The following is a 23,485-nucleotide window of genomic DNA, read 5'->3' as shown; positions in this document are numbered from 1 at the left end:
TTTGACGATTATATCGATTGAGCGAGGGGATAAAAGAGTAAAAATGAGAAAGGGGGATTTCTCCCCCCTGCTTTGTTGATAAGCGTCATTTATGACGTTATTCGAGCTGGATCCAGGTGCTTTTCAGCTCGGTGTACTTCTCCAGGGCGTGCAGGGACTTGTCGCGCCCGTTGCCGGACTGCTTGAAGCCGCCAAACGGCATGGTCATGTCGCCGCCATCCCAGTTGTTGACGAAGACGGTGCCGGCGCGCAGGGCGCGCGACCCTTTCACCGCCTGGTTGAGATCCGCCGTCCAGATGGCGGCCGCCAGGCCGTAGTCGGTGTCGTTGCCAAGGGCGATGGCCTCTTCCAGGGTGTCGAAGCCGGTCACCGCCAGCACGGGGCCGAAGATCTCCTCGCGGAAGATGCGCATCGTCGGGGTCACGTCGTCAAAGATGGTGGGTTCGATGTAGTAGCCGCCCTCCTCGGGCTGGGTGCGCTTGCCCCCCAGCAGCAGCTTGGCGCCCTCCTGCTGGCCGATGGCGATGTAGTTGAGGACCTGCTCCATCTGGATGTGGTCCACCATGGCGCCGATGCGGGTGGTGGGGTCGAGCGGGTTGGCCGAGATCCATTCGCGGGCGTGGGCCAGCAGCCGCTCCATGAACTGGGGCTTGATGCTGTTTTGCACCAGCAGGCGGGAGGCGGCGGTGCACACTTCCCCCTGGTTGTAGAAGATGGCGCCGACGGCGCTGCGGGCGGCGGCGTCCAGATCCGGTGCATCCGCCAGCACGATGTTGGGGCTCTTGCCGCCGCACTCCATAAAGGCGCGTTTCAGATTGGATTTCCCGGAGCACTGCACCAGGTGCTTGCCGATCTTGGTGGAGCCGGTGAAGGTGATGCAGTCGACGTCCATGTGCATGGCCAGCGCCTCGCCCACGGTGTGACCAAAGCCCGGCAGCACGTTGAACACGCCGTCGGGGATGCCCGCCTCCTTCGCCAGACCCGCGATGCGCAGGGCGGTGAGGGGGGATTTCTCGGAGGGTTTGAGGATCACCGAGTTGCCGGTGGCGAGCGCCGGGCCCAGCTTCCAGCAGGCCATCACCAGGGGGAAGTTCCAGGGCACGATGGCAGCCACGACACCGAGGGGCTCGCGGGTCACCAGGGCCAGGGCGGACTCTTCCACCGGGGCGACTTGATCGTAGATCTTGTCTATCGCCTCGGCGTTCCAGGCGATGCAGTTCGCGGCGGCGGGGGCGTCATACCCCATGGCGTCGCCGATGGGCTTGCCCATATCCAGCGACTCCAGCAGTGCCAGCTCCACCAGGTTCAGGCGCATCAGCTCGGCGAAGCGCTGCATGATGAGCTTGCGCTGCTTGGGAGAGAGGCCGCACCAGCGCTTGTCGTCGAAGGCGGCACGGGCCGCCTTGACCGCCAGCTCGGCATCGGCGGCGTCGCAGGAGGCGACCCTGGTCAGCAGTTGGCCGTTGGCCGGGTTGATGCAATCGAAGGTGGCGCCGTTGACGGCATCCCGGTAGGTGCCGTCGATAAAGGCTTGCGAGGGCAGGGTCAGATGGGCGGCCTTGTGTTGCCACTGGGCCAGGGTCAGGTCACTCATGTTCACTCCTTGAACCGGCAGAAAGTCAGTCTCCGCGTATCAATATGCTAAACATCCTGCCGCTTGTAAATCCATCTTGTAACAATTCATTAAACACTGACCCCGAACAACCCGGGCCAACGGCGGGGCAAACCGGGCGCCCTGGCCTGTGGTGTCTGGGGTCGCGCGGCGGGGCGGGAGCCCGTGTCGCTGGCCTGATCCCTGGGCTAGGCAGGGGGGATCCCGGCGGGCTGTTCCGGGAGAAGGCCCGTCAGAAGCTGGCGGGCGTGTTGGCCGAGATCAGCACGCACTCGTGCTCCCCCACGTTGCGAAAACGGTGCGGGGTGCGGCTGTCGAAGTAGTAGCCATCCCCCGGTGCCAGCAGGTGAACCTGCTCGCCTACCGTGACTTCCACCTGACCCCGGATGACGATGCCGCACTCTTCCCCTTCGTGACTCAGCATGTCGTCACCGGTGTCGGCGCCCGGGGGCAGTATCTCCTGCATCATGCCGATGGCGCGGTTGGCGCGGCTGTGACCCACCAGACGGTAGCTGATGGGGTGGGTGCCGAGATCCGGCATGTCGTCCGCACGGAAGATCACCTCGGAATCCATCTCCGTCTCGTCGGTGAAGAAGCTGGCCAATGACATGGGGATGCCTTCCAGCACCTTGCGCAGGGAGGCCACCGAGGGGCTCACCTGATTTTTCTCGATCTGGGAGATAAAGCCGTTGGTCACACCGGAGCGTTTTGCCAGCTCGCGCTGGGAGAGGGCCGCCTTGGTGCGAACCGCCTTGAGGCGGTGACCGATATCCATCGATAGACACTCCTTGACTGTTTACTATTATTAAAATTGTGTTAAATATCTTATACCACCCCTGAGGGGTGACACCAAGCCGGGCGATAAAAGCCCTTTTTTATGGATTCAGGTGTTTAATTTAATAGGCATGAGCCGGGTGTTACTAAACGCCTTAAGGATGAGGTGACCATGAAACCTGTCAGCGACATCAATACCCCCGACATGTCCGCATTCTGGATGCCGTTCACCGCCAACCAGCAGTTCAAGGCGGCGCCGCGCATCCTGAAGTCGGCAGAGGGGATGTATTATCACTCAGAGGATGGCCGCAAGATACTGGATGGCACTGCCGGACTCTGGTGTTGCAACGCAGGCCATGGTCGGCGCGAGATCGCCGAGGCGGTCTCCCAGCAGATCTCCCACCTCGATTTTGCCCCCACCTTCCAGATGGGCCACCCCCTGCCGTTCGAGCTGGCCAACCGGCTGGTGGAGATCGCCCCCAAGGGATTCGGTCACGTCTTCTATACCAACTCCGGATCGGAGTCCGTGGACACCGCGCTCAAGATTGCACTGGCCTGGCAGCGGGCTCGCGGCCAGGGGACCCGTACCCGGCTCATCGGCCGCGAGCGCGGCTACCACGGGGTGGGTTTTGGCGGCATCTCGGTGGGGGGCATTCCCGGCAACCGCAAGTGGTTCGGCTCCCTGCTGACCGGGGTGGATCATCTGCCCCACACCCTCAATATAGGGAAAAATGCGTTCACCAAGGGATTGCCAGCAGAAGACCTCACCCTGGCCGATGAACTGGAGAAGATTGTCTTTCTGCACGACGCCAGCAACATCGCGGCGGTCATCGTCGAGCCCATCGCCGGCAGCACCGGGGTCATCATGCCCCCCAAGGGCTATCTCAAGCGGCTGCGGGAGATCTGTACCAAACACGGCATCCTGCTGATTTTTGACGAGGTGATCACCGGTTTCGGCCGCCTCGGCTCCCCCTTCGCCGCCCAGGAGTTCGACGTCATCCCCGACATGATCACCTGCGCCAAGGGGCTCACCAACGGAGCCATCCCCATGGGGGCCGTGCTGGTGCAAAACCATATCTATGACGACATGATGGCGGCGGGCAAGGGGGCCATCGAGCTGTTCCACGGCTACACCTACTCGGGTCACCCGGTGGCGGCGGCGGCGGGTCTGGCCACCCTCGAGATCTACCGGAGCGAAAATCTGCTGACCCGGGCAGCCGAGCTGGCGGGCTACTGGGAGGAGGCTGCCCATTCCCTCAAGGGCTGCAAGCACGTGAAGGACGTGCGCAACTACGGCCTGGTGGCGGGCATCGAGCTCGAATCCATGCCCGATGCACCGGGCAAGCGGGCCTACGAGGTGTTCGTGCGCTGTTTCGAGAAGGGGGCGCTTATCCGGGTGACCGGCGACATCATCGCCCTGTCGCCTCCCCTCATCATCGAGCGCAGCCAGATCGACGATCTCTTCACCCTGCTGCAGGACGCCCTGCAGGCCCAGGACTGACCCCCACATCACACAGGATGGCGCTCGTCCCGGGCGTCATCCCCCTGTGCTGCCCCGGCGCGGCGAGGGGAGGACGGATGACCCATCACGGAGGATTTATGAGTTACAGGATCGACAACTTCATTGACGGCGAGACGACCGAGAGTCGCAGCGAGCGTTTCGGTGCCATCTTCAATCCGGCCACCGGCCAGCAGCAGGGCTCCGTCGTTCTCAGCACGGCCGACGAGTGTGCCGAGGCGATTGCCTGCGCCGAGCGCGCCTTTGGGGAGTGGGCCCAGACCCCGCCGCTGGTGCGGGCCCGGGTGCTGTTTCGCTTCAAGGAGCTGATGGAGCAGCACAGGGACGAGCTGGCCCAGCTCATCAGCCGTGAGCACGGCAAGGTCTTCTCCGACGCCCAGGGGGAGCTGACCCGGGGGCTGGAGGTGGTGGAGTTTGCCTGCGGCATTCCCCATCTGCTCAAGGGGGAGCACTCCCTCAACGTGGGCCGCGGGGTGGACAGTCACTCCATGATGCAGCCGGTGGGGGTCTGCGCCGGCATCACCCCATTCAACTTCCCGGCCATGGTGCCGCTCTGGATGTTCCCGGTGGCCCTGGCCTGCGGCAACACCTTCATCCTCAAGCCCTCGGAGAAGGATCCGTCCCTCTCCCTGCGCATGGCCGAACTGCTCAAGCAGGCGGGCCTGCCGGACGGGGTGCTCAACGTGGTCAACGGCGACAAGGAGGTGGTGGACGTGCTGCTGACCGACCCGAGGGTCGGTGCCGTGTCGTTTGTCGGCTCCACCCCCATCGCCCAGTACATCTATGCCACCGCTTCGGCCCACGGCAAGCGGGTGCAGGCCCTGGGCGGCGCCAAGAACCACATGGTGGTCATGCCGGATGCCAATCTGGATCAGGCAGTTTCCGCCCTGATGGGGGCCGCCTATGGCGCGGCGGGCGAGCGTTGCATGGCGATCTCGGTGGCCGTGGTGGTGGGTGACGAGACCGCCGATGCCCTGGTGGCGAAGCTCTCGCCCCTGGTGGCGGCCCTGCGGGTCGGCCCCGGCCTCGGTCAGAGTCCGGAGAACGAGATGGGGCCCCTCATCAGCCGGGAACACCTGGCCAAGGTGCGCGGCTACGTGGATCAGGGAGTGGCCGAGGGGGCCGAGCTGGTGGTGGATGGCCGGGGCCTGAGCCATGGCGAGGGCTACTTCATCGGGGGCAGCCTGTTCGATCGGGTCGGCCCCGAGATGCGCATCTACCGGGAGGAGATCTTCGGCCCCGTGCTCGCCATCGTGCGGGCCCCGGACTACGAGACGGCCCTGCGCCTCATCAACGAACACGAGTACGGCAATGGCACCGCCATCTTCACCGGTGACGGAGATACCGCAAGGGACTTCACCACGCGGGTTCAGGTCGGTATGGTAGGGGTGAACGTTCCCATTCCGGTGCCCATGGCGTTTCACAGCTTCGGTGGCTGGAAACGGTCCATCTTCGGGCCGCTCAACATGCACGGGCCGGATGGGGTGCGCTTCTACACCCGGATGAAGACGGTGACCGCCCGCTGGCCCCAGAGCCTGCGCGCCGGCGCCGAGTTCTCCATGCCGACCATGAAGTGAGCCACCGGCTCGCTGCCATGGCTTTAATCTCTTGCCCCCGCAGGCCGCCGGTCTGCGGGGGCGCTTCTGTCAAGGAGTAACAGATGCGACTGGGTATTCTCGATTGTGACCGGCTGGACCCCGATTTGGTGGGGGATTTTGGTCCCGTTTACTCCGAGATGTTTATCAAGGGTTTCCGGGCGTTGGCCCCCGAGCTGGAATTTCGGGTCTGGTCCGCCCTCGACGGCGATCTGCCCCTGGATCTGACCGAATGTGATGCCTGGCTCATTACCGGCTCGCGTCACGATGCCTACAGCGACATCCCCTGGATCCTGGCGCTGCGCGACTGGATCCGCCGGGCCCACGATGCCAACGTCAAGCTGGCCGGAGTCTGCTTCGGCCACCAGGTGATCGCCCAGGCGCTGGGAGGGGAGGTGATGAAGTCCACCAAGGGGTGGGGGCTGGGGGTGTCGGTCCATGCCATGCAGACGACAAAACCCTGGATGGCGCCGGGTCTGGACACCATCCGCATCCTGGCAAGCCACCAGGATCAGGTGGAGCTGCTTCCGCCGGGGGCGACCCTGCTCGCGGGCAACGACTTCTGCCCCAACTTCATGTTCCTGCAGGGGGATCACATCGTCGCCATCCAGGGGCACCCGGAATTCTCGGTGGCGTACAACCGGGCCCTGATCGAGCGGCGACGGGACAGGCTGCCCGATGCACATTACCAGAGCAGTCTCTCTTCCCTGGAAGGGGAGGTGGATTCCGCCACCATGATGCAGTGGCTGCTGCAGTTCCTCGGCATCCTGCCGATCGGGGCTGACGCGCGCTGAACCCTGTTTGTCATATCCACCGCGCTGATGCTAGATTTTGTAGCAAAATGAAGGATCAAGCGGCGATATGCCCAGTCCGGATGATACACTGGCCGCCATTTTTGGCGGCCTAGTCCATCGACGAGCGCCGCGTCAGTCTGTGAGGGGGCAACCTTGAAACTACAGCAGTTGAAGTATCTGATCGCGGTGCGGGACCACAATCTCAACGTCTCCGTTGCCTCCGATGCGCTCTATACCAGCCAGCCTGGGGTGAGCAAGCAGATCGGCTTGCTGGAGAGCGAGCTGGGGGTACGCATCTTCGAGCGCCGCGGCAAGCACCTGCACCGGATCACCCCGGTGGGGGAGGAGATCATCAAGTGTGCCGAGGCCATGCTCAATATCGAGAGCAAGATCAAGGCCATCTCCCGGGAGTACCTGGATCCGACTGTGGGCACCCTCAACATCCACACCACCCACACCATCGCCCGCTACCTGCTGCCGAAAAGCGTCACCTACTTCACCAAAAAGTACCCCAAGATCTCGTTCCACCTGCATCCTGTGATGTCCGCCACCAAGGAGCAGATCAGCAAGGGATACTCGGATTTTTCCATCGTGGCCCACGAGATAGGCTTCGACAAGGAGCTGATCGCGCTGCCCGCCTACCTATGGACCCTCTCCCTGGTGGTGCCCCAGGAGCACCCCCTGGCCAAGGTGAAGAAGCCGACCCTGGAGCAGCTCTGCCAGTATCCCATCCTGAGCTACGAGAGCGGCGCCACCGGGCGTCAGGTGCAGGACAGGGTGTTCCAGGCTGCCGGCCTCACCCCCAACTACTACATGACGGTGATGGATGCCGGCGTCATCAAGCGCTACGTGGAACTGGGCTTTGGTATCGGCATCATCTCCTCCCTGGTTGCCAACGATAGCGATGCCCCCGGCCTCGTGGCCATCAATCTGGAGCACCTGTTCGAGCCTTGCCCGGCCCAGATCTGCTTCAGCAAGAGCATCCTCTTGCAGAACTACATGTATGACTTCATCAGCTCCTTCTCCCCCCATCTCACCAAGGAGATGATCCAGAACGTGATGCAGCAGCCGACCCAGGCACGCATCGACGAGCTGTTGTCAGGGGTGGAGCTGCCCGTCTACTGATCCCGCTTCCGTTTCTGTGCCGGCACCCCGGGGTGCCGGCCTCCTCCCGCCGAGGTTTCCATGTCCCGCATCCTGCTGCTCGCCAATCTCAACTGTGATCATGTGCTCTCCCTGGCCGAACCCCTGGTGGCGGGGGCGCGGCTGCAATACGTGGATCAGGGGCGCAGACTCGGCGGCGGCGCCGCCAATACCGGCATCGGACTGGTGTGGGCGGGGCACGAGGTGATCATCGCCTCCCGGGTCGGGCTGGACGACACCGGTGACTGGCTGCTGGAGCAGGCGGCCTCATACGGCCTGGATTGCAGCCATGTGGAACGCTTTGGCGGCGAGACCGGCGAGCTGCTGGTGCTGGTGGACGCCACCGGTGAGCGCACCATCCTCAGGCGCCCACGTCGTCCGGATCTGCCGGGGGATCTGCCGACCGAAGGGGTGGACTGCCTCTATGTGAACTATCCGGGCACCGCCATCGTGGGCTACATGCGCCAGATGCTCGCCAAGAGTTTCGTGGTGGCCCAGTATCCCAAGGGGGGGCAGGCCCGCCGCCCCTGCCACGTACTGGTGGCCTCCCGCTCCGATCTCGGCGAGGTGAGCGACCCCTGGCAGCATGCCCGCCAGCTCGCGGGGGATCAGCTCGAATGGCTGGTGCTGACCGAGGGCAAGGCGGGCGCTGTGGCCATTCACGGGGAGGAGCAGGTCAGGGTGGCGGCGCGACCGGTCTCCGTGGTGGATACCACGGGGGCGGGGGATGCCTTCGCGGGCGGCCTCATCCACGGTCTTGCGCGGGGTATGGCCATGGCCGATGCGTTGCAGTGCGCCGTGGACTGGGGCGCCTTCGCGGTGGCTTCCGAGAGCTCCATCCCCTCCCAGGCGCTGCGCAACTGGCTGAAACAGCCCCACTGAACTCGCCGGACAACGGCTCCGGCGATGGCAGAGGAGGTGGGGGGTTGTCGACGGAAACCGCCAAAACCCCTCGCTGAGGCGGCAAGTTTGCGATCAATCAAAGAAAGTGTCGATTTATGTACATCTTCGTCGACACCCGCCCGGGCTGCTCTTACCCTTGTGACTTCACGACTCGGTCGAAGAAGCCCATCCCGTGCACACGCATGTGCAGACCCCCTCTTTGGCCACCGGCTGTCGTCCTGATTTCTGGCTTGTAGTAAGAGGCAAGTGCGACCATGCAACTGACACGATTTACCGACTACGCCCTGCGTACCCTGACCTTCCTGGCCATCCAGCCCGGTGATCGCCTGTCGACCATCACGGAAGTGGCCGACACCTTCGCCATCTCCCGCAATCACGTGGTCAAGATAGTGCATCAGCTCGGCATCAAAGGTTACATCGAGACGGTGCGTGGCAAGCATGGGGGCATCCGCCTCGGCCGTGCCGCCGTCTCCATCAACCTGCGCGATGTGGTGATGGACATGGAGCACGTGCTCTGCCCGGTGGACTGCAAGCGCGAAAACTGCCGTCTCTCCGGGGGCTGCCGCATCCAGGGCATTCTGCGCCGCGCCATGCACGCCTTCCTCGAGGTACTGGGGGAGTACACTTTGGCGGATGCGGTGCGGGATCCCACTCGTCTGTGCCACCTTCTCGGCATAGAGCAGGATAATATTCTGACCATGGCATGATGCCACGGTGAATGACAGAGGGGCCTGCGGGCCCCTCTGTCATTGCCAGCGGTCAGAGCTGGGGCACAAGGGTGATGGCACCGTGCAGACAGGCGAGGCCACAGGCGCCGCAGCCATCGCAGGCGGCCATGTTGACGGTCACTCCCTCGCTGCCGACCTTGATCGCCTGCTGGGGGCAGGCATCTTCACACAGCAGGCAGTAGTAGCCCTGACGGGCCTGGCAGCTCGCCTCTATCCTGACCCGGGTCTGCACCTGGCGGCCGAGGCAGAGATCCAGTGCGCCCGTGGGGCAGGCTCTGGCGCAGCTGCCGCAATAGCTGCACTGGCCACAGGCGAGATCCAGCACTGGGGTACCGGCGATGGGGCTGCCGTCATATTCGGGGCGATCGGCGGGCTTGATGAGGCCGTTGGGACACGCCTTGAAGCAGTCGCCACAACGGGTGCAGAGGGTGAGGAACTGGGACTCGTCGATGGCCCAGGGCGGGCGTGCCTCATGGCAGACCACCTCGGGTCTGCGGGGGCTCCCCCATGCGTGTGCCAGCCAGCGACAGAAAAAATGCGTCATGCCCACCTCTATACCTATTAGGGGTTAATTTTATCCAGTTTTGGGCCGGCAAGCCAGAGAATAGCGGCGGGCAGGATCGCAAGCCGGGTTGCCCTTGTGTAAGCTAGGCGGGTCTTTTTGCGGGATTGAATGAACTCATGTGGCTATTTCTGTGGCGTGCTTCTCTGCTCTATGTCTTCCCCTTGCTGATGTGGGCCTACTGCCATCTCAAGGGTATCGAGTTCAGTGAACTGGATACCGGGGTCAACAGCCACAAGTGGGTGGTGCTGGCGGCCTACCTGCTCTATGTGCTGATCTGGTTGCTGCTCAACCGCTATCTCGAACTCTTCCTGCGCCAGCGGGGGCGCCGATGACCCCGCTGCTGACCTGGTGGCCTGCCATGCTGGCTGGCGGGCTGGCACTGCTGTTCGGCTGGTGGTGGGGGCGGCGCAGCGGCCGTGAAGAGGTGCTGCTGCTGGAGGAGCGTTATCAGGGGTTGCAGGATCGCTGGGACGCGCTGCAGGACGAGAAGATGCTGGCTCAGCAGAAGCTGGATCAGCAGCAGACCCTGCTGCTCAAGCTCACCGCCCGCCTCAAGGAGGCCGAGGCGACTCTGCGCAGCGAACGCATCGCCAGCGCCGAGAAGCTGCAGTTGCAGCAAGAGGCTGAGCAGCGCCTCGGCCAACAGTTCGAGAACCTCGCCAATCGTATCTTTGAACAAAATGCTGGAAACTTCCGCGAACTGAATCAGAACAGCATGGATCTCCTGCTGACTCCACTCAAAGAGCAGTTGGAGGGCTTTCGCCGCCAGGTGGGAGAGACCCACGCCCAGGAGACGGCCCAGCGCCACAACCTCAAGTTCGAGCTGGAGCGCCTTGCCGAGCTCAACGCCCGCATGACCGAAGAGGCGGCGGCGCTGACCCGGGCCCTCAAGGGCGACAGCAAGCAGCAGGGCAACTGGGGGGAGGTGGTGCTGGCGCGGATCCTCTCCGAGTGCGGCCTGCGCGAGGGGCATGAGTACCACACCCAGGTCAACATCGAGGTGGACAAGGGCAAGCGCTACCAACCCGACGTCATCGTCCACCTGCCCCAGGAGAAGGACATCATCATCGACGCCAAGGTGTCGCTGACCGCCTATGAGCGCTGGTACAACGCCGCTGACGATCTGGAGAAGGCGGTGGCGCTCAAGGAGCACGTCGCCTCGGTGCGCAACCATATCCGCGAGCTGGGCCGCAAGGATTACCAGCAGTTGCCCGGGGTGCGCACCCTGGACTATGTGCTGATGTTCGTGGCGGTGGAGCCTGCCTTCCTCGCTGCCCTTGAAGCGGACCCTTCCCTGGTGCGCTACGGGCTGGAACACAACATCTTGCTGGTGAGCCCTACCAACCTGATGGTGGCGCTGCGCACCATAGAGAACCTGTGGCGCTACGAGCGGCAGAACCAGAACTCGCGCCAGATAGCGGAGCGGGCCGGTCGCCTCTACGAGAAGCTGCGGCTGTTCGTGGAGGAGATGCAGCAGATGGGGGGCAGCTTGCACAAGGCGCAGGAGAGCTACGACAAGGCGATGGGCCGGCTGGTCAACGGTCGTGGCAACCTGATCGCCCAGGCCGAGCGCTTTCGCGAGCTGGGGGTCGAGGTGACCAAGCCCTTGCCGGACGCGCTGGTGGACAGGGCGCTGGAGCGGGAGGAGTCGGCGGACTGAGGGGAATCGTCATTCGCCGGGACAACGAAAAGGGCAGCCATTGGCTGCCCTTTTCGTTTCATGCAACAGCCTGGACGGCTGCTTATTGCTTCCAGAAGGAGGGGAAGAAGAGCACCGCCACCGTCAGGATCTCGAGGCGTCCCAGCAGCATGCCGAACGACAGTATCCACTTGGCCGCATCCGGCAGACTGGCGAAGTTGGTGCTGGGACCGATGACAGGCCCCATGCCCGGGCCCACGTTGGCCACGGCGGTGATGGAGCCCGAGATGGCGGTCAGGGGGTCCAGCCCGATGGCGGCGAGCAGGGCGGCGATGAGCAGGATGATGGCGAAGTAGACCAGCACGAAGGAGATCAGGGAGCGGATGATGGCGTCGTTGACCGGACGGCCGTTGTACTTCTGGGGAAACACGGCGGAGGGGTGCATCAGCTGGCGCATCTGTTTCTTGAACAGGGCGAAGGCCACCTGGACCCGGAAGATCTTGAGCCCGCCCGAGGTGGAGCCGGAGCAGGCGCCGAGTGCCAGCAGGATGATGAAGATAATGGTGGTGAGCGGGCCCCAGGTGCCGAAGTCGCCGAGTCCGAAACCCGTGGTGGTGAGCACGGAGACGATATTGAAGCTGCTGATGCGCAAGGCATCCATGAAGCCGTAGATGTCTCTCACCCAGAGGTAGAAGGTGACGACCAGGGTCACCCAGACGATCAGCCAGAAGAAGCCCTGCACCTGGGCATCCTTGAACAGGCTGTTGTCACGGCGGGAGAGAGCCTGCACATAGAGCAGGAAGGGCAGGCCGCCGAGGAACATGAAGAGGGTGCCTATCCAGTGCGCCGCGTGGGAGAAGTGGGACATGGATTGGTCCGAGGTGGAGTAGCCGCCGGTGCTGAGGGTCGTCATGGCGTGGTTGACCGCTTCGAACAGGTTCATGCCACTCACCCAGTAGGCGAGGAAGCAGAGCATGGAGAGTACCAGATAGACCAGCACTATGTTGTTGGCCACCGTTTTGGCGCGGGGGGCGCTCTTGTCGGACCAATCCGAGCTCTCGGTCTGGAACAGCTTCATGCCACCGACGTTGAGGTAGGGCAGCACCGCCACCGCCATCACGATGAAGCCGACCCCGCCCAGCCACTGCAGGATGGATCGCCACAGCAGGATGCTGTGGGCCATGCCGTCCAGCCCCGACAGCACGGTGGATCCCGTGGTGGTGACCCCCGACATGGTCTCGAAGTAGGCGTCGGCAAAGTCGATATGGGTGATGAAGACGAAGGGCAGGGCCCCGAAGACGCAGGCGACCACCCAGACCGAGGTGGTGAGCAGGAACATCTCCCGCACGCCGAGGTGAAACTCTGCCTTGCGACCGTAATGGAGGCAGAGCAGGGCGGCACCATGGGTGATCAAGACCGACTTGAGAAATTCGACGAAACCTTCCGAACCGGTCAGCAGGGCCAGCAGGGTGGGCAGCCACATGAAGAGCGCCAGCTTGGAGAGTACCAGCCCGAGCGTGAAGACGATGGGATGCAGCTTGATCATGCAAGATAACCTGGTCGTTGATTGAAAAAAGACCCGGACCTTTCCTGAGAAAAGGGGCCGGGTCCGGATACCGTTGCCAGAGACATGGCCGGCTTACAGGAAGAAGGGACTGGGCTGGAACAGACGCTCCACTTCCGGGATGTACTTCTTGTCCACCAGAAACATCACCACGTGGTCATCCTGCTGTATCTGGGTACGATCGTGGGCGATCAGCACCTCATCACCGCGCACCACTGCGCCTATGGTGGTGCCCGGGGGCAGCTTGAGCTCGCCCACCGTCTTGCCCACCACCTTGGAGGTGTTCTCGTCCCCGTGGGCGATCGCCTCGATGGCTTCGGCCGCCCCGCGGCGCAGGCTGTAGACGTTGGCGATGTCGGCGCGGCGCACATGGGTCAGCAGGGCCGAGATGGTGGCCTGCTGGGGGGAGATGGCGATGTCGATGGAGCCGCCCTGTACCAGGTCCACGTAGGCGCCGCGCTGGATCAGCACCATGGTCTTCTTGGCCCCCATCTTCTTGGCGAGCAGGGCCGACATGATGTTGGCCTCATCCTCGTTGGTCACCGCGATGAAGACGTCGATCTGGTCGATGTGCTCCTCCGCCAGCAGCTCCTGATCCGCCGCATCGCCGCAGAAGACAATGGTGTGTTCCAGATGCTCGGAGAGCTGCTCCGCCCGCTTCTGGTTGCGCTCGATGAGCTTGACGCTGTAGCGCTTCTCTAGCTGGCGGGCGAGGCCGGCGCCTATGTTGCCGCCGCCGACGATCATGATGCGCCGGTAGGGGCTCTCGAGGCGTTGCAGTTCAGACATCACGGCACGGATATGGCCCGCCGCAGCTACGAAGAACACCTCGTCATCGGCTTCGATGATGGTGGTGCCCTGGGGGCGGATGGAGCGCCCCTGGCGGAAGATGGCGGCGACCCGGGTTTCGATGTTGGGCATGTGTTCCCGCAGGGTGGAGAGCGCATTGCCCACCAGGGGGCCGCCGTAATAGGCCTTGACCGCCACCAGGCCCACCTTGCCGTCGGCAAAATCCACCACCTGCAACGCCCCCGGATACTCGATCAGGCGGCGTACATAGTCGGTCACCAACTGCTCGGGGGCGATCAGGTGATCCACGGGGACGGATTCGGGCAGGAACAGGCGATCCCGCTCCACCAGATAGGCGGGGGAGCGAATGCGCGCCACCTTGTTCGGGGTGTTGAACAGGGAGTAGGCGACCTGGCAGGCGACCATGTTGGTCTCGTCGCTGTTGGTGACGGCGACCAGCATGTCGGCATCCTGGGCGCCGGCTTCGCGCAGCACCCTGGGATGGGCGCCGTGGCCATTCACCACCCGCAGGTCGAATTTGTCCTGCAGTTCGCGCAGGCGCTCGCTGTCGGTGTCGACGATGGTGATGTCGTTGTTCTCGCCGGCGAGGTTCTCGGCCAGAGTGCCACCCACCTGACCTGCGCCCAGAATGATGATTTTCATAAGGCCATCTTACTCAAGGTTGTTGCTTCGTAATGAGGCGGCCCGTCACCGGGCCTGCCATCCGCCGGTTCGGCCTACAGCTTGATGAGCTTGGCATAGTAGAAGCCGTCCATCTCCGCCTCGCCGGGCAGGAACTGGCGACCCGGACAGGCCGGGGTGTCTTCTGCATGCAACGGCACCAGGCGGGCATCCGGGGTATCGGCCAGGAAGGCGCGGATCTGCTCCCGGTTCTCTTCCGGCAACACGGAACAGGTGGCGTAGAGCAGGGTGCCGCCCTGCTTCAGCTTGCCCCAGAGGGCGTCGAGAATGCGGCGTTGCAGCTCGGCCAGTTCGCGGATGTCCTGATCCCGGCGCAACCACTTGATGTCGGGGTGACGACGGATGACGCCGGTGGCGGAGCAGGGGGCATCCAGCAGGATGCGGTCGAACTGCCCCTGTGGCCACCACAGCTCCGGCGTGCTGGCATCACCGTGGATCACTTGGGCCTGAAGGCCGATGCGATCCAGGTTCTCCTGCACCCGCTTGAGGCGGTTGTCGTCTGCGTCGACGGCAACCACGCCGGCAAGGGCCGGCTGGCGTTCCAGCAAATGGGCGGTTTTGCCGCCGGGGGCGGCGCAGGCGTCCAGCACCCACTCGCCCGGCTGGGGATCGAGCAGGGCGGCGGCCTGCTGGGCGGCACCGTCCTGCACCGAGCAGTCACCCTGCTCGAAGCCGGGCAGCTTGGTCACGTCGCAGGGGCGCTCCAGCAGGATGCAATCTTCCCCTTCCACACCGGCCATGGCCGGGATGCCCGCCTCGTTCATGCGGGCCAGCATGGCCTCGCGGCTCTGGCGCTGGCTGTTGTTGCGGATCCACATGGGCGGGCGCTGGTTGTTGGCCTCCATGATGAACTCCCAGTCATCGGGATAGGCCTGACGCAGGCGCTTGGTGAGCCATTCGGGATGGCCGAGGCGGACGCTGGGGACGCGGTCGATGCGCAGCAGGATCACTTCGGCGCTGCGCTGGAAGTTGCGCAGTACGCCGTTGATGAGGCCGCGCAGGGAAGAACCCTTGAGCAGCTTGACGGCGTTGACGGTCTCGGCCACGGCGGCGTGAGCCGGAATACGGGTATAGATGAGCTGGTAGAGGCCAACCAGGATGAGGTAGTGGAAGATGCGGCTCTTGTTCTTGAGCGGCTTGTCCATCATCTCGCTGACCGCCGCATCGAGACGGGGCAGCCAGCGCAGGGTGCCGTAGCAGAGTTCTTGCAGGAGGGCGCGATCGCGAGGGGCGACCTTCTCCTGGGCAGCAGGCAGAACGGCGGAGAGAGATTGACCCTGATCCAGCACCTGTTGAATGACGAGAGCAGCCTGTGCGCGTGTTTTCATAGCGTTACCTTAGATGCACAAGTCGGGGCCAGGGCCCCGCTTGTGTCAATTCAATCCAGATCAAATCAGTTGCGTGCCAGGTTCAAACCAGTCGCGGCGAGAGTTGAGCAGATCCGAAACGGACATGGCCTTCTTGCCGGGAGGTTGCAGGGTCAGCAGGCGCAGCACGCCCTGACCGGTGGCAACCTCGATCCCCTGCTTGTCGGCCTTGAGCAGGGTGCCGGCTGCCTGGCAGTGATCCTGTGCGACGACCTCGGCCTGCCACACCTTGACGGTCTGTCCGGCGACGTCGAACCAGCTGATGGGCCAGGGGTTGAAGGCTCGGATGCAGCGTTCGATGGCAACGGCGTCCATCGACCAGTCGATGCGGGCCTCTTCCTTGGAGAGCTTCTCGGCGTAGTTGGCCAGCGCATCGTCCTGGGGCTCGGCAGCGGTGTCGCCGGCAGCCATGGCGTCCAGGGTATCGACCAGTGCCTGCGGGCCCAGACCGGCCAGCTTGTCATAGAGGCTGGCAGAGGTCTCATCACTGGCGATGGGGCAGGTTACCTTGCGGATCATGGCGCCGGTATCCAGCCCCACGTCCATCTGCATGATGGTGACGCCGGTTTCGGCATCCCCCGCCCAGATGGAGCGTTGAATCGGGGCGGCACCGCGCCAGCGCGGCAGCAGGGAGCCGTGGACGTTGATGCAGCCCAGACGCGGCGTATCAAGCACCGTCTTGGGGAGGATCAGGCCATAAGCCACGACGACCATCAGATCGGCACCCAGAGCGGCCAGTTCGGTCTGCGCCGCTTCATTGCGCAGGGAGGCAGGCTGGTAGACCGGCAGATCGTGGGCCAGCGCCAGCTCCTTGACCGGGCTGGCGGTGAGCTTCTGGCCGCGACCGGCGGGCTTGTCCGGCTGGGTATAAACGGCGACGACCTCGTGGCCGGAAGACAACAACGCCGCCAGATGACGGGCGGCGAAGTCGGGGGTACCGGCAAAAATCAGTTTCAGCTTGTTCAATGGAGCGTATCCTCAGAGGACTTTGCGATCTTCACGGGCCATCTTTTCCAGCTTCTGACGAATGCGCTGGCGCTTGAGCGGGGACAAGTAATCCACAAACAGCTTGCCGACCAGATGATCCATCTCATGTTGTATGCAGATGGCGAGCAGATCGTCCGCTTCCAGCTCGAAGGTGTTGCCGTGGCGATCTTGCGCCCTGACCTTGACCCACTCGGCGCGCGGAACCAGAGCACGGTTGCCGGGCACGGAGAGGCAGCCCTCTTCGATGCCGGTGCTGCCGGACTGCTCCAGGATCTCCGGGTTGATCAACACCAGCTGTTCTTCGCGGTTCTCGGAGACATCGATGACGATGATGCGCTGATGAATGTCGACCTGGGTCGCGGCCAGGCCGATGCCTTCCTCCGCGTACATGGTTTCGAACATATCATCTACAATGTGTTGTAACTCGGGTGTAAAGGCTTCGACAGGGGCCGCGACTGTGCGCAGACGCTCATCGGGGAAACGCAATACATCTAGAATGGCCATAATTTTTTCTTTAGTTTCATATAAACGCAGTCAATATTGACGTAATTCTAGTCATTTACGCCGACAAAAAACAGCAACACTTTGCGTGCAGAAGTAACAGGGAGTGTTATGTATCTGAAGCAAATCGTCGTCGCCTGCCTGGCGACAGCCCTGGCCGGTGGCGCCATGGCACAGCAGTTGACGCTCAAATCCGGTTACCCCGAGACTTATGTGGTGCAAAAAGGGGACACCCTCTGGGATATCTCGGGCCAGTATCTGGCCGAACCCTGGCTCTGGCCACGCCTCTGGAACATCAATCCGCAGATCGCCAATCCCCACTGGATCTATCCCGGTGACGTGCTGCACCTGAGCTGGGTCAATGGTGAGCCTCGGCTCGGCAAAGCCAATCAGGGGGGCAAGCAGGTCATCCGTCTCTCACCCAAGAACCGCTATGAAAACAAGGCCAATCCCATACCGACCCTGCCTCTGAGCGAGATAGCGCCCTTCCTGCAGACCGACCACATTCTGGCCAACAGCCAGCAGAGCAAGGACCTGCCCTATGTGCTCGGCAACAATGACAAGCATGTCGGGATGCTGGAGGGCGACATTCTCTATGTGAAAGGAGCCCTGAACCCGGGCCAGAGTTATGGCCTCTATCGCCCGGGGGTGGCATACAAGGACAAGCATACCGGCGAGTCGCTCGGTCAGGAGGCAATTTTTGTCGGCACGGTGCGGGCAGAGGAGTACCTTGCCCACGACACCACCAAAGTGACGCTGACCCATAACCGGCGTGAGGTGTATCAGGGCGACAAGGTGATGCCGCTGCCGTCGCAGGAGAGCATCTCTGCCGTGTTCATGCCAAAGGCGGCACCTTCCATTTCCCCCGGCTATGTGATCGAGCTGCCGAGCAAGGTACATGGTGGGGGCAAGTTTGATGTGGTACTCATCAACAAGGGGGAGCGTGATCAGGTGGCCCCGGGCGATGTGCTCGAGATCCTGCGCCCGGGAGCCGAGATGGTGGACAAGAATGGCAAGGTGTCATACCGGGAATATTCATCCGTCTATGACAAGGCGTTCTATTCTGCCGGCAAGTCATCGCTGCCTGCCGAGGCTGTTGCCAGAGTCATGCTGTTCAAGGTCTACGACAAATTGAGTTACGGTCTTATCCTGCAGAGCCAGGATCTGGTCGGATCTGGTTATCAGGTCAGTAATTTCTGACGTGTCCTTGCCACTGGAGCGGTTGTCGCTATGGCTGACGCTGGATGCCGTTACAGGCATAGGCCCGGTCACCGCCGCTCGCCTGTTGGCTCATGTGGGTGGTGACATCACAACTCTGTTTGACTCAGACGATGGCGCCCTGCGAGCTCTTGGTCTGCAGAGTGTCCAGATTCAGCAGATGAGATGGCCTCTTCCTGTCGTGGAGCAGGGATTGAGCTGGGCCGCCGAGCCCGGCAATCACCTCCTCTGTCCCGATGACCCCGCATATCCTGCCCTGCTCAAAGAGATCCCCGGCGCCCCGCTCTTGCTTTACTGCCGCGGGAACGTCTCATCCCTCTCCCTGCCACAGTTGGCGATGGTGGGTACCCGCCACCCCACCTATGCCGGCAAAGACAATGCGACACGCTTGTGTGCCGAGTTGGTGGGCTGTGGTCTGGCGATCACCTCCGGCCTCGCGTTGGGCATCGATGGCGTCTGCCATCAGCAGGCGCTGGCATCGGGCGGAATCACCCTGGCGGTGCTGGGATCCGGTCTGGATTGTCTCTACCCCAAGCGTCATCAGGGGTTGGCGATGCAGATCCTCGAGCAGGAAGGTCTGCTTGTCTCCGAGTTGGCGCCCCAGCAAGGCCCCCTGGCTGAACACTTCCCTCGCCGCAACCGTATCATCAGTGGTCTGTCGCTGGGGACACTGGTGGTGGAAGCGGCAGAACAGAGTGGTTCGCTCATCACGGCCCGTTATGCGCTGGAGCAGGGCCGCGAGGTCTTTGCCGTTCCCGGCGCCCCGCAAAATGCACAGGCAGCAGGGTGCAACCGTCTGCTTCAACAGGGTGCCAAGCTGGTCTTGAATGCCGCCGATATCCTGGAAGAGTTTCCAAGGCTGGTCTTGCCCCCTGGACCCGCCAACGGTTCTTCCGAGGCGCAGCATAATAGCGAATTGCCTTATGCCGATTTGTTGGATAACGTAGATTATGAGACCACGAGCGTGGATACCGTTGCCGAACGGGCCCGGCTTCCTGTCGATGTCGTACTGGGCAGGTTGGTAGAGCTGGAGCTGGTTGGTGCAGTGATGGCGGTAGCCGGTGGATACGTCAGAGCGAGGAGGGCGAATCATGTTTGATGTATTGATGTACCTTTTCGAGACCTACATCCACAGCGATGCAGATGTGATGGTCGAGCAGGATGAACTCACCGACGAACTGAGCCGGGCCGGTTTCGACAAGGACGAGATCGAGAAAGCGCTCAACTGGCTGGAGCGACTGGCCAACCTGCATGACAGCGAGCGGGAAGTCTATGTCACCGCAAGCCAGCAGGGCTCTATGCGGATCTATGCGCCGCAGGAGCTTGTTCGCCTCAGTACTGAATGTCGCGGTTTCCTGCTGTTCCTGGAGCAGGCGCAAGTGCTGAATGCCGAAACCCGTGAAATCTGCATCGAACGGTTGCTCGAGCTGGACAAGCCGGACATCGAGCTGGACGATCTGAAGTGGGTCGTCATGATGGTGCTGTTCAATGTGCCAGGCAGCGAAAACGCCTACCAGCAGATGGAAGAGCTGGTGTTTGACGAGTCGGACGGCGTCATCCACTGACAGCCCGGTGCCGCGCTGGTAGAATTCAGGCCATCTGGATTTCAAGGCGCGGCCCATGTCAAAGATCGATCACCACCTCTTCTCTGCCCACGAACATGCCTTCGAGCGCGAGCCGTGCCCGCAGTGTGGTGCTGAACTGGTGATCCGCCAGGGCAAGCACGGTCCCTTCCTTGGTTGTTCAGCCTATCCCGCTTGCGATTACATTCGCTCCCTCACCCCCTCTGGCCGCGATATAGAGAAAGTGCTCGAGGGGTCGTCCTGTCCGGATTGTGGCCATTCACTGGCCATCAAGAAGGGTCGTTACGGTCTGTTTGTGGGATGTACCCAGTACCCGGCCTGTCAGCATATCGAATCCCTTCAGGAGAGTGACGATACCCAAATCCTCTGCCCGGAGTGTGGTAAAGGTCATCTGGTGAGCCGCACGTCCCGTTATGGCAAACAGTTCTACTCGTGTGACGCCTATCCTCACTGCAAGTATGTGGTGAATGACAAGCCGGTTCCCATGCCCTGTCCCGAGTGTGGCTGGGGCATCATGATCGAGAAGAAGGTGCGGGGAAACCTGCGCTGGGTCTGCCCGCAAAAGAAATGCTCCCACCAGATTGAGCGGGTATAATCTCGCCGCCCATGATCAGGCAGGCGGATTGCTGGTCAGCGTGAGGTTGTGAGCCGATGCGCATCGCCCAACTTGCCTTGATCCTGACCTGATCGCCATCTCAAACTCCCTGCGGTTGCTCGGTTCACTGATGCACTCAAGCGTCTGAGCCGAAATGCATGACTGAAGAGGAGCAGGGATATAGCCCATATCGCAGCAGTGATGGCCCCGATGCCGTCATGTCGGTTCAACATACAATCCAGTGATGAGAGGCGGCAGCGTGGCTGTCGCATGTGCCTATGCCAAATGAATTTGAACAAGCGGTTGCCGCCCTTCAAGGAGAAGGGGTTATCGCCTATGCCACCGAAGCCGTGTTTGGTCTGGGGTGTGATCCTGATTCCGAAGCCGCCGTGCAGCGGCTGCTGGCCATCAAGCAGCGGCCGGTGGAGAAGGGATTGATCCTGATCGCGGCAGATCTGGCGCAATTGCAGGACTACATCGACTTGAGCCAGCTCAGCGATGAGCAGCTTGCTCGCGTGCAGGCGAGCTGGCCTGGTCCCTTCACCTGGATCATGCCCGCTCGCGCGACGACGCCGTCCTGGTTGACCGGTCAGTTCGAGACCCTGGCGGTGCGGGTCACAGGCCATCCCCAGGTGCAAGGGCTTTGCCGGGCATTTGGCAAACCGCTGGTGTCCACCAGTGCCAATCTCACCGGTGAGGAGCCCGCTCGCCGGGTGGCTGATATTTGCGATCTGCTGGCAAGCCAGCTGGCTTACATTCTGCCCGGCGAAGTCGGGGGGCAAGCCAACCCGTCCGAAATCAAGGACGCCCGCACCGGGGCCATCATTCGCCCATCCTGAGTTGGGCACGGCCCTGTTTCATGCAGGTTGTGCGATGAGGTCATGACAATACGAGAAGTGCAGGCAGTGCATGCATGATGCCTGTCTGACAGGAGATAAAATGAGCAAACCGGATGTGGCCCAGGTAAAAGCCTTCCTGCTGCAATTGCAGGATGATATCTGCCGTGGCCTGGAGCAGGCCGATGGATGCGGGCACTTTGTGGAAGATGCCTGGAGTCGCGAAGGTGGTGGTGGCGGTAGAACACGGGTGCTGCGCCAGGGGGCGGTGATCGAGCAAGGTGGGGTCAACTTCTCCCATGTCTATGGCGATGCCATGCCGGCATCCGCGACCGCACATCGTCCCGAACTGGCTGGCCGCAGGTTTGAGGCCATGGGGGTGTCGCTGGTGATCCACCCGCATAATCCCTATGTACCGACCAGCCATGCGAATGTGCGGTTCTTCATCGCCGAGAAAGAGGGGGAGGAGCCGATCTGGTGGTTTGGTGGCGGCTTCGACCTGACGCCCTTCTATCCGTTCGAAGAGGACGTGAGGCATTGGCATCAGGTCTCCCATGATCTCTGTCAGCCGTTCGGCACCGACATTTATCCCGAGTTCAAATCCTGGTGCGATCATTACTTCTTCCTCAAGCATCGGGGCGAGACGCGCGGGGTGGGTGGTCTTTTCTTCGATGACCTGAACCGCTGGCCATTTGCCGACTGCTTTGCCTTCATGCGTGCAGTGGGTGAGGGTTACCTGGCGGCCTACTTGCCGATTGTCGAGCGACGTAAGGAGCTTGCTTATGGGGAGCGGGAACGGGCATTCCAGCTTTATCGCCGTGGCCGCTACGTGGAGTTCAATCTGGTCTACGACCGCGGGACCCTGTTCGGACTGCAGACGGGGGGGCGTACCGAATCCATTCTGATGTCGATGCCGCCGCTGGCGCGCTGGGAGTACGACTGGCAGCCGGAGGCTGGTAGCCCGGAGGCATTGCTCTACAGCGACTACCTCAAACCGCGCGAGTGGTTGTGACCAGAGGGGCCATGATGGCCTCTTCTTATTGGCCGATATTCGGCTTGTTCCTTCATGAGAAAACCCGTTAAATCGGGATATTGCTCTCAAAAGGAACGCCTTGATGGATCGTTATCTGGTTTTTGGCCACCCCGTGCGCCACAGCAAATCTCCCTTCATTCATACCCTGTTTGCCAGGCAGACCCAGCAAGAGCTGGAGTATGGTCTGGCAGAACCTGCCGTCGATGAGTTTGCCAGCGCTCTGAACCACTTCTTCGCCGAAGGAGGGAAGGGGTGCAACGTGACCGTACCTTTCAAGGAGCAAGCCTTCGGGCTGGTGGAGCGGCTGAGCCCCAGGGCCAAGCGGGCGGGAGCGGTCAACACCATCAAACTGACTGATGATGGTGTGCTGCTGGGTGACAATACCGATGGCGCCGGGCTGGTCGCCGATCTCAAGGCTCACGGAGTGAACCTTGCCGGTAGCAGGATCCTGCTTCTGGGGGCCGGTGGCGCAGCTCGTGGCGCCCTGGCCCCCCTGCTGGCGGAAGCGCCGGGCGAGATCGTCGTGGTCAACCGTACCCATGCCAAGGCGGAACAGCTGGCTGTGGAGTTCAGGGATCTGGGCAGCATCACTGCTCAATCCTATGAACAGCTGGTGGGGCTGTTCGATCTCATCATCAATTCCACCTCAGCGAGTCTGCAAGGTGAGTTGCCACCTTTGGCGCCAACCCTCATCCACTCGGACATCGCGATCTACGACATGATGTATGGCGCAACGGATACAGCCTTCATCGGCTGGGCCAAGCAACATGGCGCGCGCCATACCATGGATGGATTGGGCATGCTGGTCGAGCAGGCTGCTGAGGCCTTTACCGTATGGCGAGGGATCCGGCCCGGCACCAAGCAGGTATTGAGAGAGTTGCAGCGCAATCTGGGCGTCGTGTGAACCAGCTAGTGTGTATGGAGATGGTATTCACCTGACAGGTGCCCACAAAAGGGAGTGGTCATACGGCTTCAAACCGGATAACAAAACGGTACCCCTACCGTGTTATCCGGAGTCACCGTATGACCACCAACGAG

Annotated in this window: 23 protein-coding genes; 15 read left to right on the top strand and 8 right to left on the bottom strand. The window is 62.3% G+C overall.

The window, feature by feature from the left end; translation table 11 throughout:
* Positions 1–97: 97 nt before the first annotated feature.
* Together AB5Y50_RS02545 and AB5Y50_RS02540 are read right to left on the bottom strand one after the other, a co-directional pair.
* Positions 98–1,594: an aldehyde dehydrogenase gene (locus tag AB5Y50_RS02545; protein WP_039039526.1), complete on the bottom strand. Its 1,497-nt coding sequence runs from the start codon at positions 1,592–1,594 to the stop codon at positions 98–100.
* A 250-nt stretch (positions 1,595–1,844) separates the two neighbouring features.
* Positions 1,845–2,387: a cupin domain-containing protein gene (locus AB5Y50_RS02540; protein WP_069784177.1), complete on the bottom strand. Its 543-nt coding sequence runs from the start codon at positions 2,385–2,387 to the stop codon at positions 1,845–1,847.
* A gap of 171 nt (positions 2,388–2,558) precedes the next feature.
* On the opposite strand from AB5Y50_RS02540, the gene AB5Y50_RS02535 reads away from it, so the two are divergent.
* From AB5Y50_RS02535 to AB5Y50_RS02510, 6 genes are all read left to right on the top strand, one after another.
* On the top strand, positions 2,559–3,887 hold the full coding sequence (locus AB5Y50_RS02535) for an aspartate aminotransferase family protein (RefSeq protein WP_045522440.1): 1,329 nt from the start codon (positions 2,559–2,561) through the stop codon (positions 3,885–3,887).
* 98 nt (positions 3,888–3,985) lie between these two features.
* Entirely contained in the window at positions 3,986–5,482 is a 1,497-nt protein-coding gene (locus AB5Y50_RS02530; RefSeq protein ID WP_053288836.1) for a CoA-acylating methylmalonate-semialdehyde dehydrogenase, read from the top strand.
* An 83-nt stretch (positions 5,483–5,565) separates the two neighbouring features.
* Entirely contained in the window at positions 5,566–6,294 is a 729-nt protein-coding gene (locus tag AB5Y50_RS02525; protein WP_180911310.1) for a glutamine amidotransferase, read from the top strand.
* Positions 6,295–6,447: 153 nt separating this feature from the next.
* Positions 6,448–7,419 (top strand): LysR substrate-binding domain-containing protein, encoded by a 972-nt coding sequence (locus tag AB5Y50_RS02520; protein WP_041212153.1) that lies wholly within the window; start codon positions 6,448–6,450, stop codon positions 7,417–7,419.
* 60 nt (positions 7,420–7,479) lie between these two features.
* Positions 7,480–8,319 (top strand): PfkB family carbohydrate kinase, encoded by an 840-nt coding sequence (locus AB5Y50_RS02515; RefSeq protein ID WP_010672498.1) that lies wholly within the window; start codon positions 7,480–7,482, stop codon positions 8,317–8,319.
* Positions 8,320–8,594: 275 nt separating this feature from the next.
* On the top strand, positions 8,595–9,047 hold the full coding sequence (locus tag AB5Y50_RS02510) for an Rrf2 family transcriptional regulator (protein WP_010672499.1): 453 nt from the start codon (positions 8,595–8,597) through the stop codon (positions 9,045–9,047).
* Between the two features lie 52 nt (positions 9,048–9,099).
* On the opposite strand, the gene AB5Y50_RS02505 is transcribed toward AB5Y50_RS02510, so the two are convergent.
* On the bottom strand, positions 9,100–9,612 hold the full coding sequence (locus AB5Y50_RS02505) for a ferredoxin-type protein NapF (RefSeq protein ID WP_010672500.1): 513 nt from the start codon (positions 9,610–9,612) through the stop codon (positions 9,100–9,102).
* A gap of 137 nt (positions 9,613–9,749) precedes the next feature.
* Between AB5Y50_RS02505 and AB5Y50_RS02500 the strand changes: the two genes are divergently transcribed.
* The gene (locus AB5Y50_RS02500) at positions 9,750–9,965 is read left to right on the top strand and encodes a hypothetical protein (protein ID WP_010672501.1); all 216 of its coding nucleotides are present in this window, start codon (positions 9,750–9,752) and stop codon (positions 9,963–9,965) included.
* Positions 9,962–11,293 carry a DNA recombination protein RmuC gene (gene rmuC / locus AB5Y50_RS02495; protein WP_069784176.1) on the top strand — a complete coding sequence of 444 codons (1,332 nt, stop codon included), beginning with the start codon at positions 9,962–9,964 and terminating at the stop codon, positions 11,291–11,293. The genes AB5Y50_RS02500 and rmuC overlap by 4 nt, the downstream gene beginning before the upstream one ends.
* An 82-nt stretch (positions 11,294–11,375) precedes the next feature.
* Here rmuC and AB5Y50_RS02490 read toward each other — a convergent pair whose 3' ends face one another.
* The 5 genes from AB5Y50_RS02490 to def form a co-directional block, all read right to left on the bottom strand.
* Entirely contained in the window at positions 11,376–12,818 is a 1,443-nt protein-coding gene (locus AB5Y50_RS02490) for a TrkH family potassium uptake protein (protein WP_010672503.1), read from the bottom strand.
* A gap of 93 nt (positions 12,819–12,911) precedes the next feature.
* Positions 12,912–14,288, bottom strand: a complete 1,377-nt coding sequence (gene trkA, locus AB5Y50_RS02485; protein WP_010672504.1) for a Trk system potassium transporter TrkA — start codon at positions 14,286–14,288, stop codon at positions 12,912–12,914.
* A gap of 74 nt (positions 14,289–14,362) precedes the next feature.
* The gene (gene rsmB, locus AB5Y50_RS02480) at positions 14,363–15,655 is read right to left on the bottom strand and encodes a 16S rRNA (cytosine(967)-C(5))-methyltransferase RsmB (RefSeq protein WP_069784175.1); all 1,293 of its coding nucleotides are present in this window, start codon (positions 15,653–15,655) and stop codon (positions 14,363–14,365) included.
* A gap of 60 nt (positions 15,656–15,715) precedes the next feature.
* Positions 15,716–16,660 (bottom strand): methionyl-tRNA formyltransferase, encoded by a 945-nt coding sequence (fmt, locus tag AB5Y50_RS02475; protein ID WP_069784174.1) that lies wholly within the window; start codon positions 16,658–16,660, stop codon positions 15,716–15,718.
* 12 nt (positions 16,661–16,672) lie between these two features.
* Positions 16,673–17,185 (bottom strand): peptide deformylase, encoded by a 513-nt coding sequence (gene def, locus AB5Y50_RS02470; RefSeq protein ID WP_010672507.1) that lies wholly within the window; start codon positions 17,183–17,185, stop codon positions 16,673–16,675.
* Positions 17,186–17,293: 108 nt separating this feature from the next.
* Between def and AB5Y50_RS02465 the strand changes: the two genes are divergently transcribed.
* The 7 genes from AB5Y50_RS02465 (at position 17,294) to aroE (ending at position 23,351) form a co-directional block, all read left to right on the top strand.
* The gene (locus AB5Y50_RS02465) at positions 17,294–18,382 is read left to right on the top strand and encodes a LysM peptidoglycan-binding domain-containing protein (protein ID WP_039039523.1); all 1,089 of its coding nucleotides are present in this window, start codon (positions 17,294–17,296) and stop codon (positions 18,380–18,382) included.
* A gap of 1 nt (position 18,383) precedes the next feature.
* Entirely contained in the window at positions 18,384–19,499 is a 1,116-nt protein-coding gene (gene dprA / locus AB5Y50_RS02460) for a DNA-processing protein DprA (RefSeq protein ID WP_069784173.1), read from the top strand.
* The gene (locus tag AB5Y50_RS02455) at positions 19,492–19,965 is read left to right on the top strand and encodes a DUF494 family protein (RefSeq protein ID WP_010672510.1); all 474 of its coding nucleotides are present in this window, start codon (positions 19,492–19,494) and stop codon (positions 19,963–19,965) included. The genes dprA and AB5Y50_RS02455 overlap by 8 nt, the downstream gene beginning before the upstream one ends.
* A gap of 55 nt (positions 19,966–20,020) precedes the next feature.
* Positions 20,021–20,578: a type I DNA topoisomerase gene (locus AB5Y50_RS02450; RefSeq protein ID WP_042882250.1), complete on the top strand. Its 558-nt coding sequence runs from the start codon at positions 20,021–20,023 to the stop codon at positions 20,576–20,578.
* A gap of 278 nt (positions 20,579–20,856) precedes the next feature.
* Positions 20,857–21,417 carry a Sua5/YciO/YrdC/YwlC family protein gene (locus tag AB5Y50_RS02445; RefSeq protein ID WP_180911311.1) on the top strand — a complete coding sequence of 187 codons (561 nt, stop codon included), beginning with the start codon at positions 20,857–20,859 and terminating at the stop codon, positions 21,415–21,417.
* A 100-nt stretch (positions 21,418–21,517) separates the two neighbouring features.
* Positions 21,518–22,426, top strand: a complete 909-nt coding sequence (gene hemF, locus AB5Y50_RS02440; protein ID WP_180911312.1) for an oxygen-dependent coproporphyrinogen oxidase — start codon at positions 21,518–21,520, stop codon at positions 22,424–22,426.
* A 103-nt stretch (positions 22,427–22,529) separates the two neighbouring features.
* Positions 22,530–23,351 carry a shikimate dehydrogenase gene (gene aroE, locus AB5Y50_RS02435; protein ID WP_180911313.1) on the top strand — a complete coding sequence of 274 codons (822 nt, stop codon included), beginning with the start codon at positions 22,530–22,532 and terminating at the stop codon, positions 23,349–23,351.
* Positions 23,352–23,485 lie beyond the last annotated feature (134 nt).

Source organism: Aeromonas sp. s6 (assembly GCF_040907815.1).
Classification (GTDB): domain Bacteria; phylum Pseudomonadota; class Gammaproteobacteria; order Enterobacterales; family Aeromonadaceae; genus Aeromonas; species Aeromonas caviae.
This window is presented reverse-complemented; position numbering and strand designations above follow the sequence as displayed.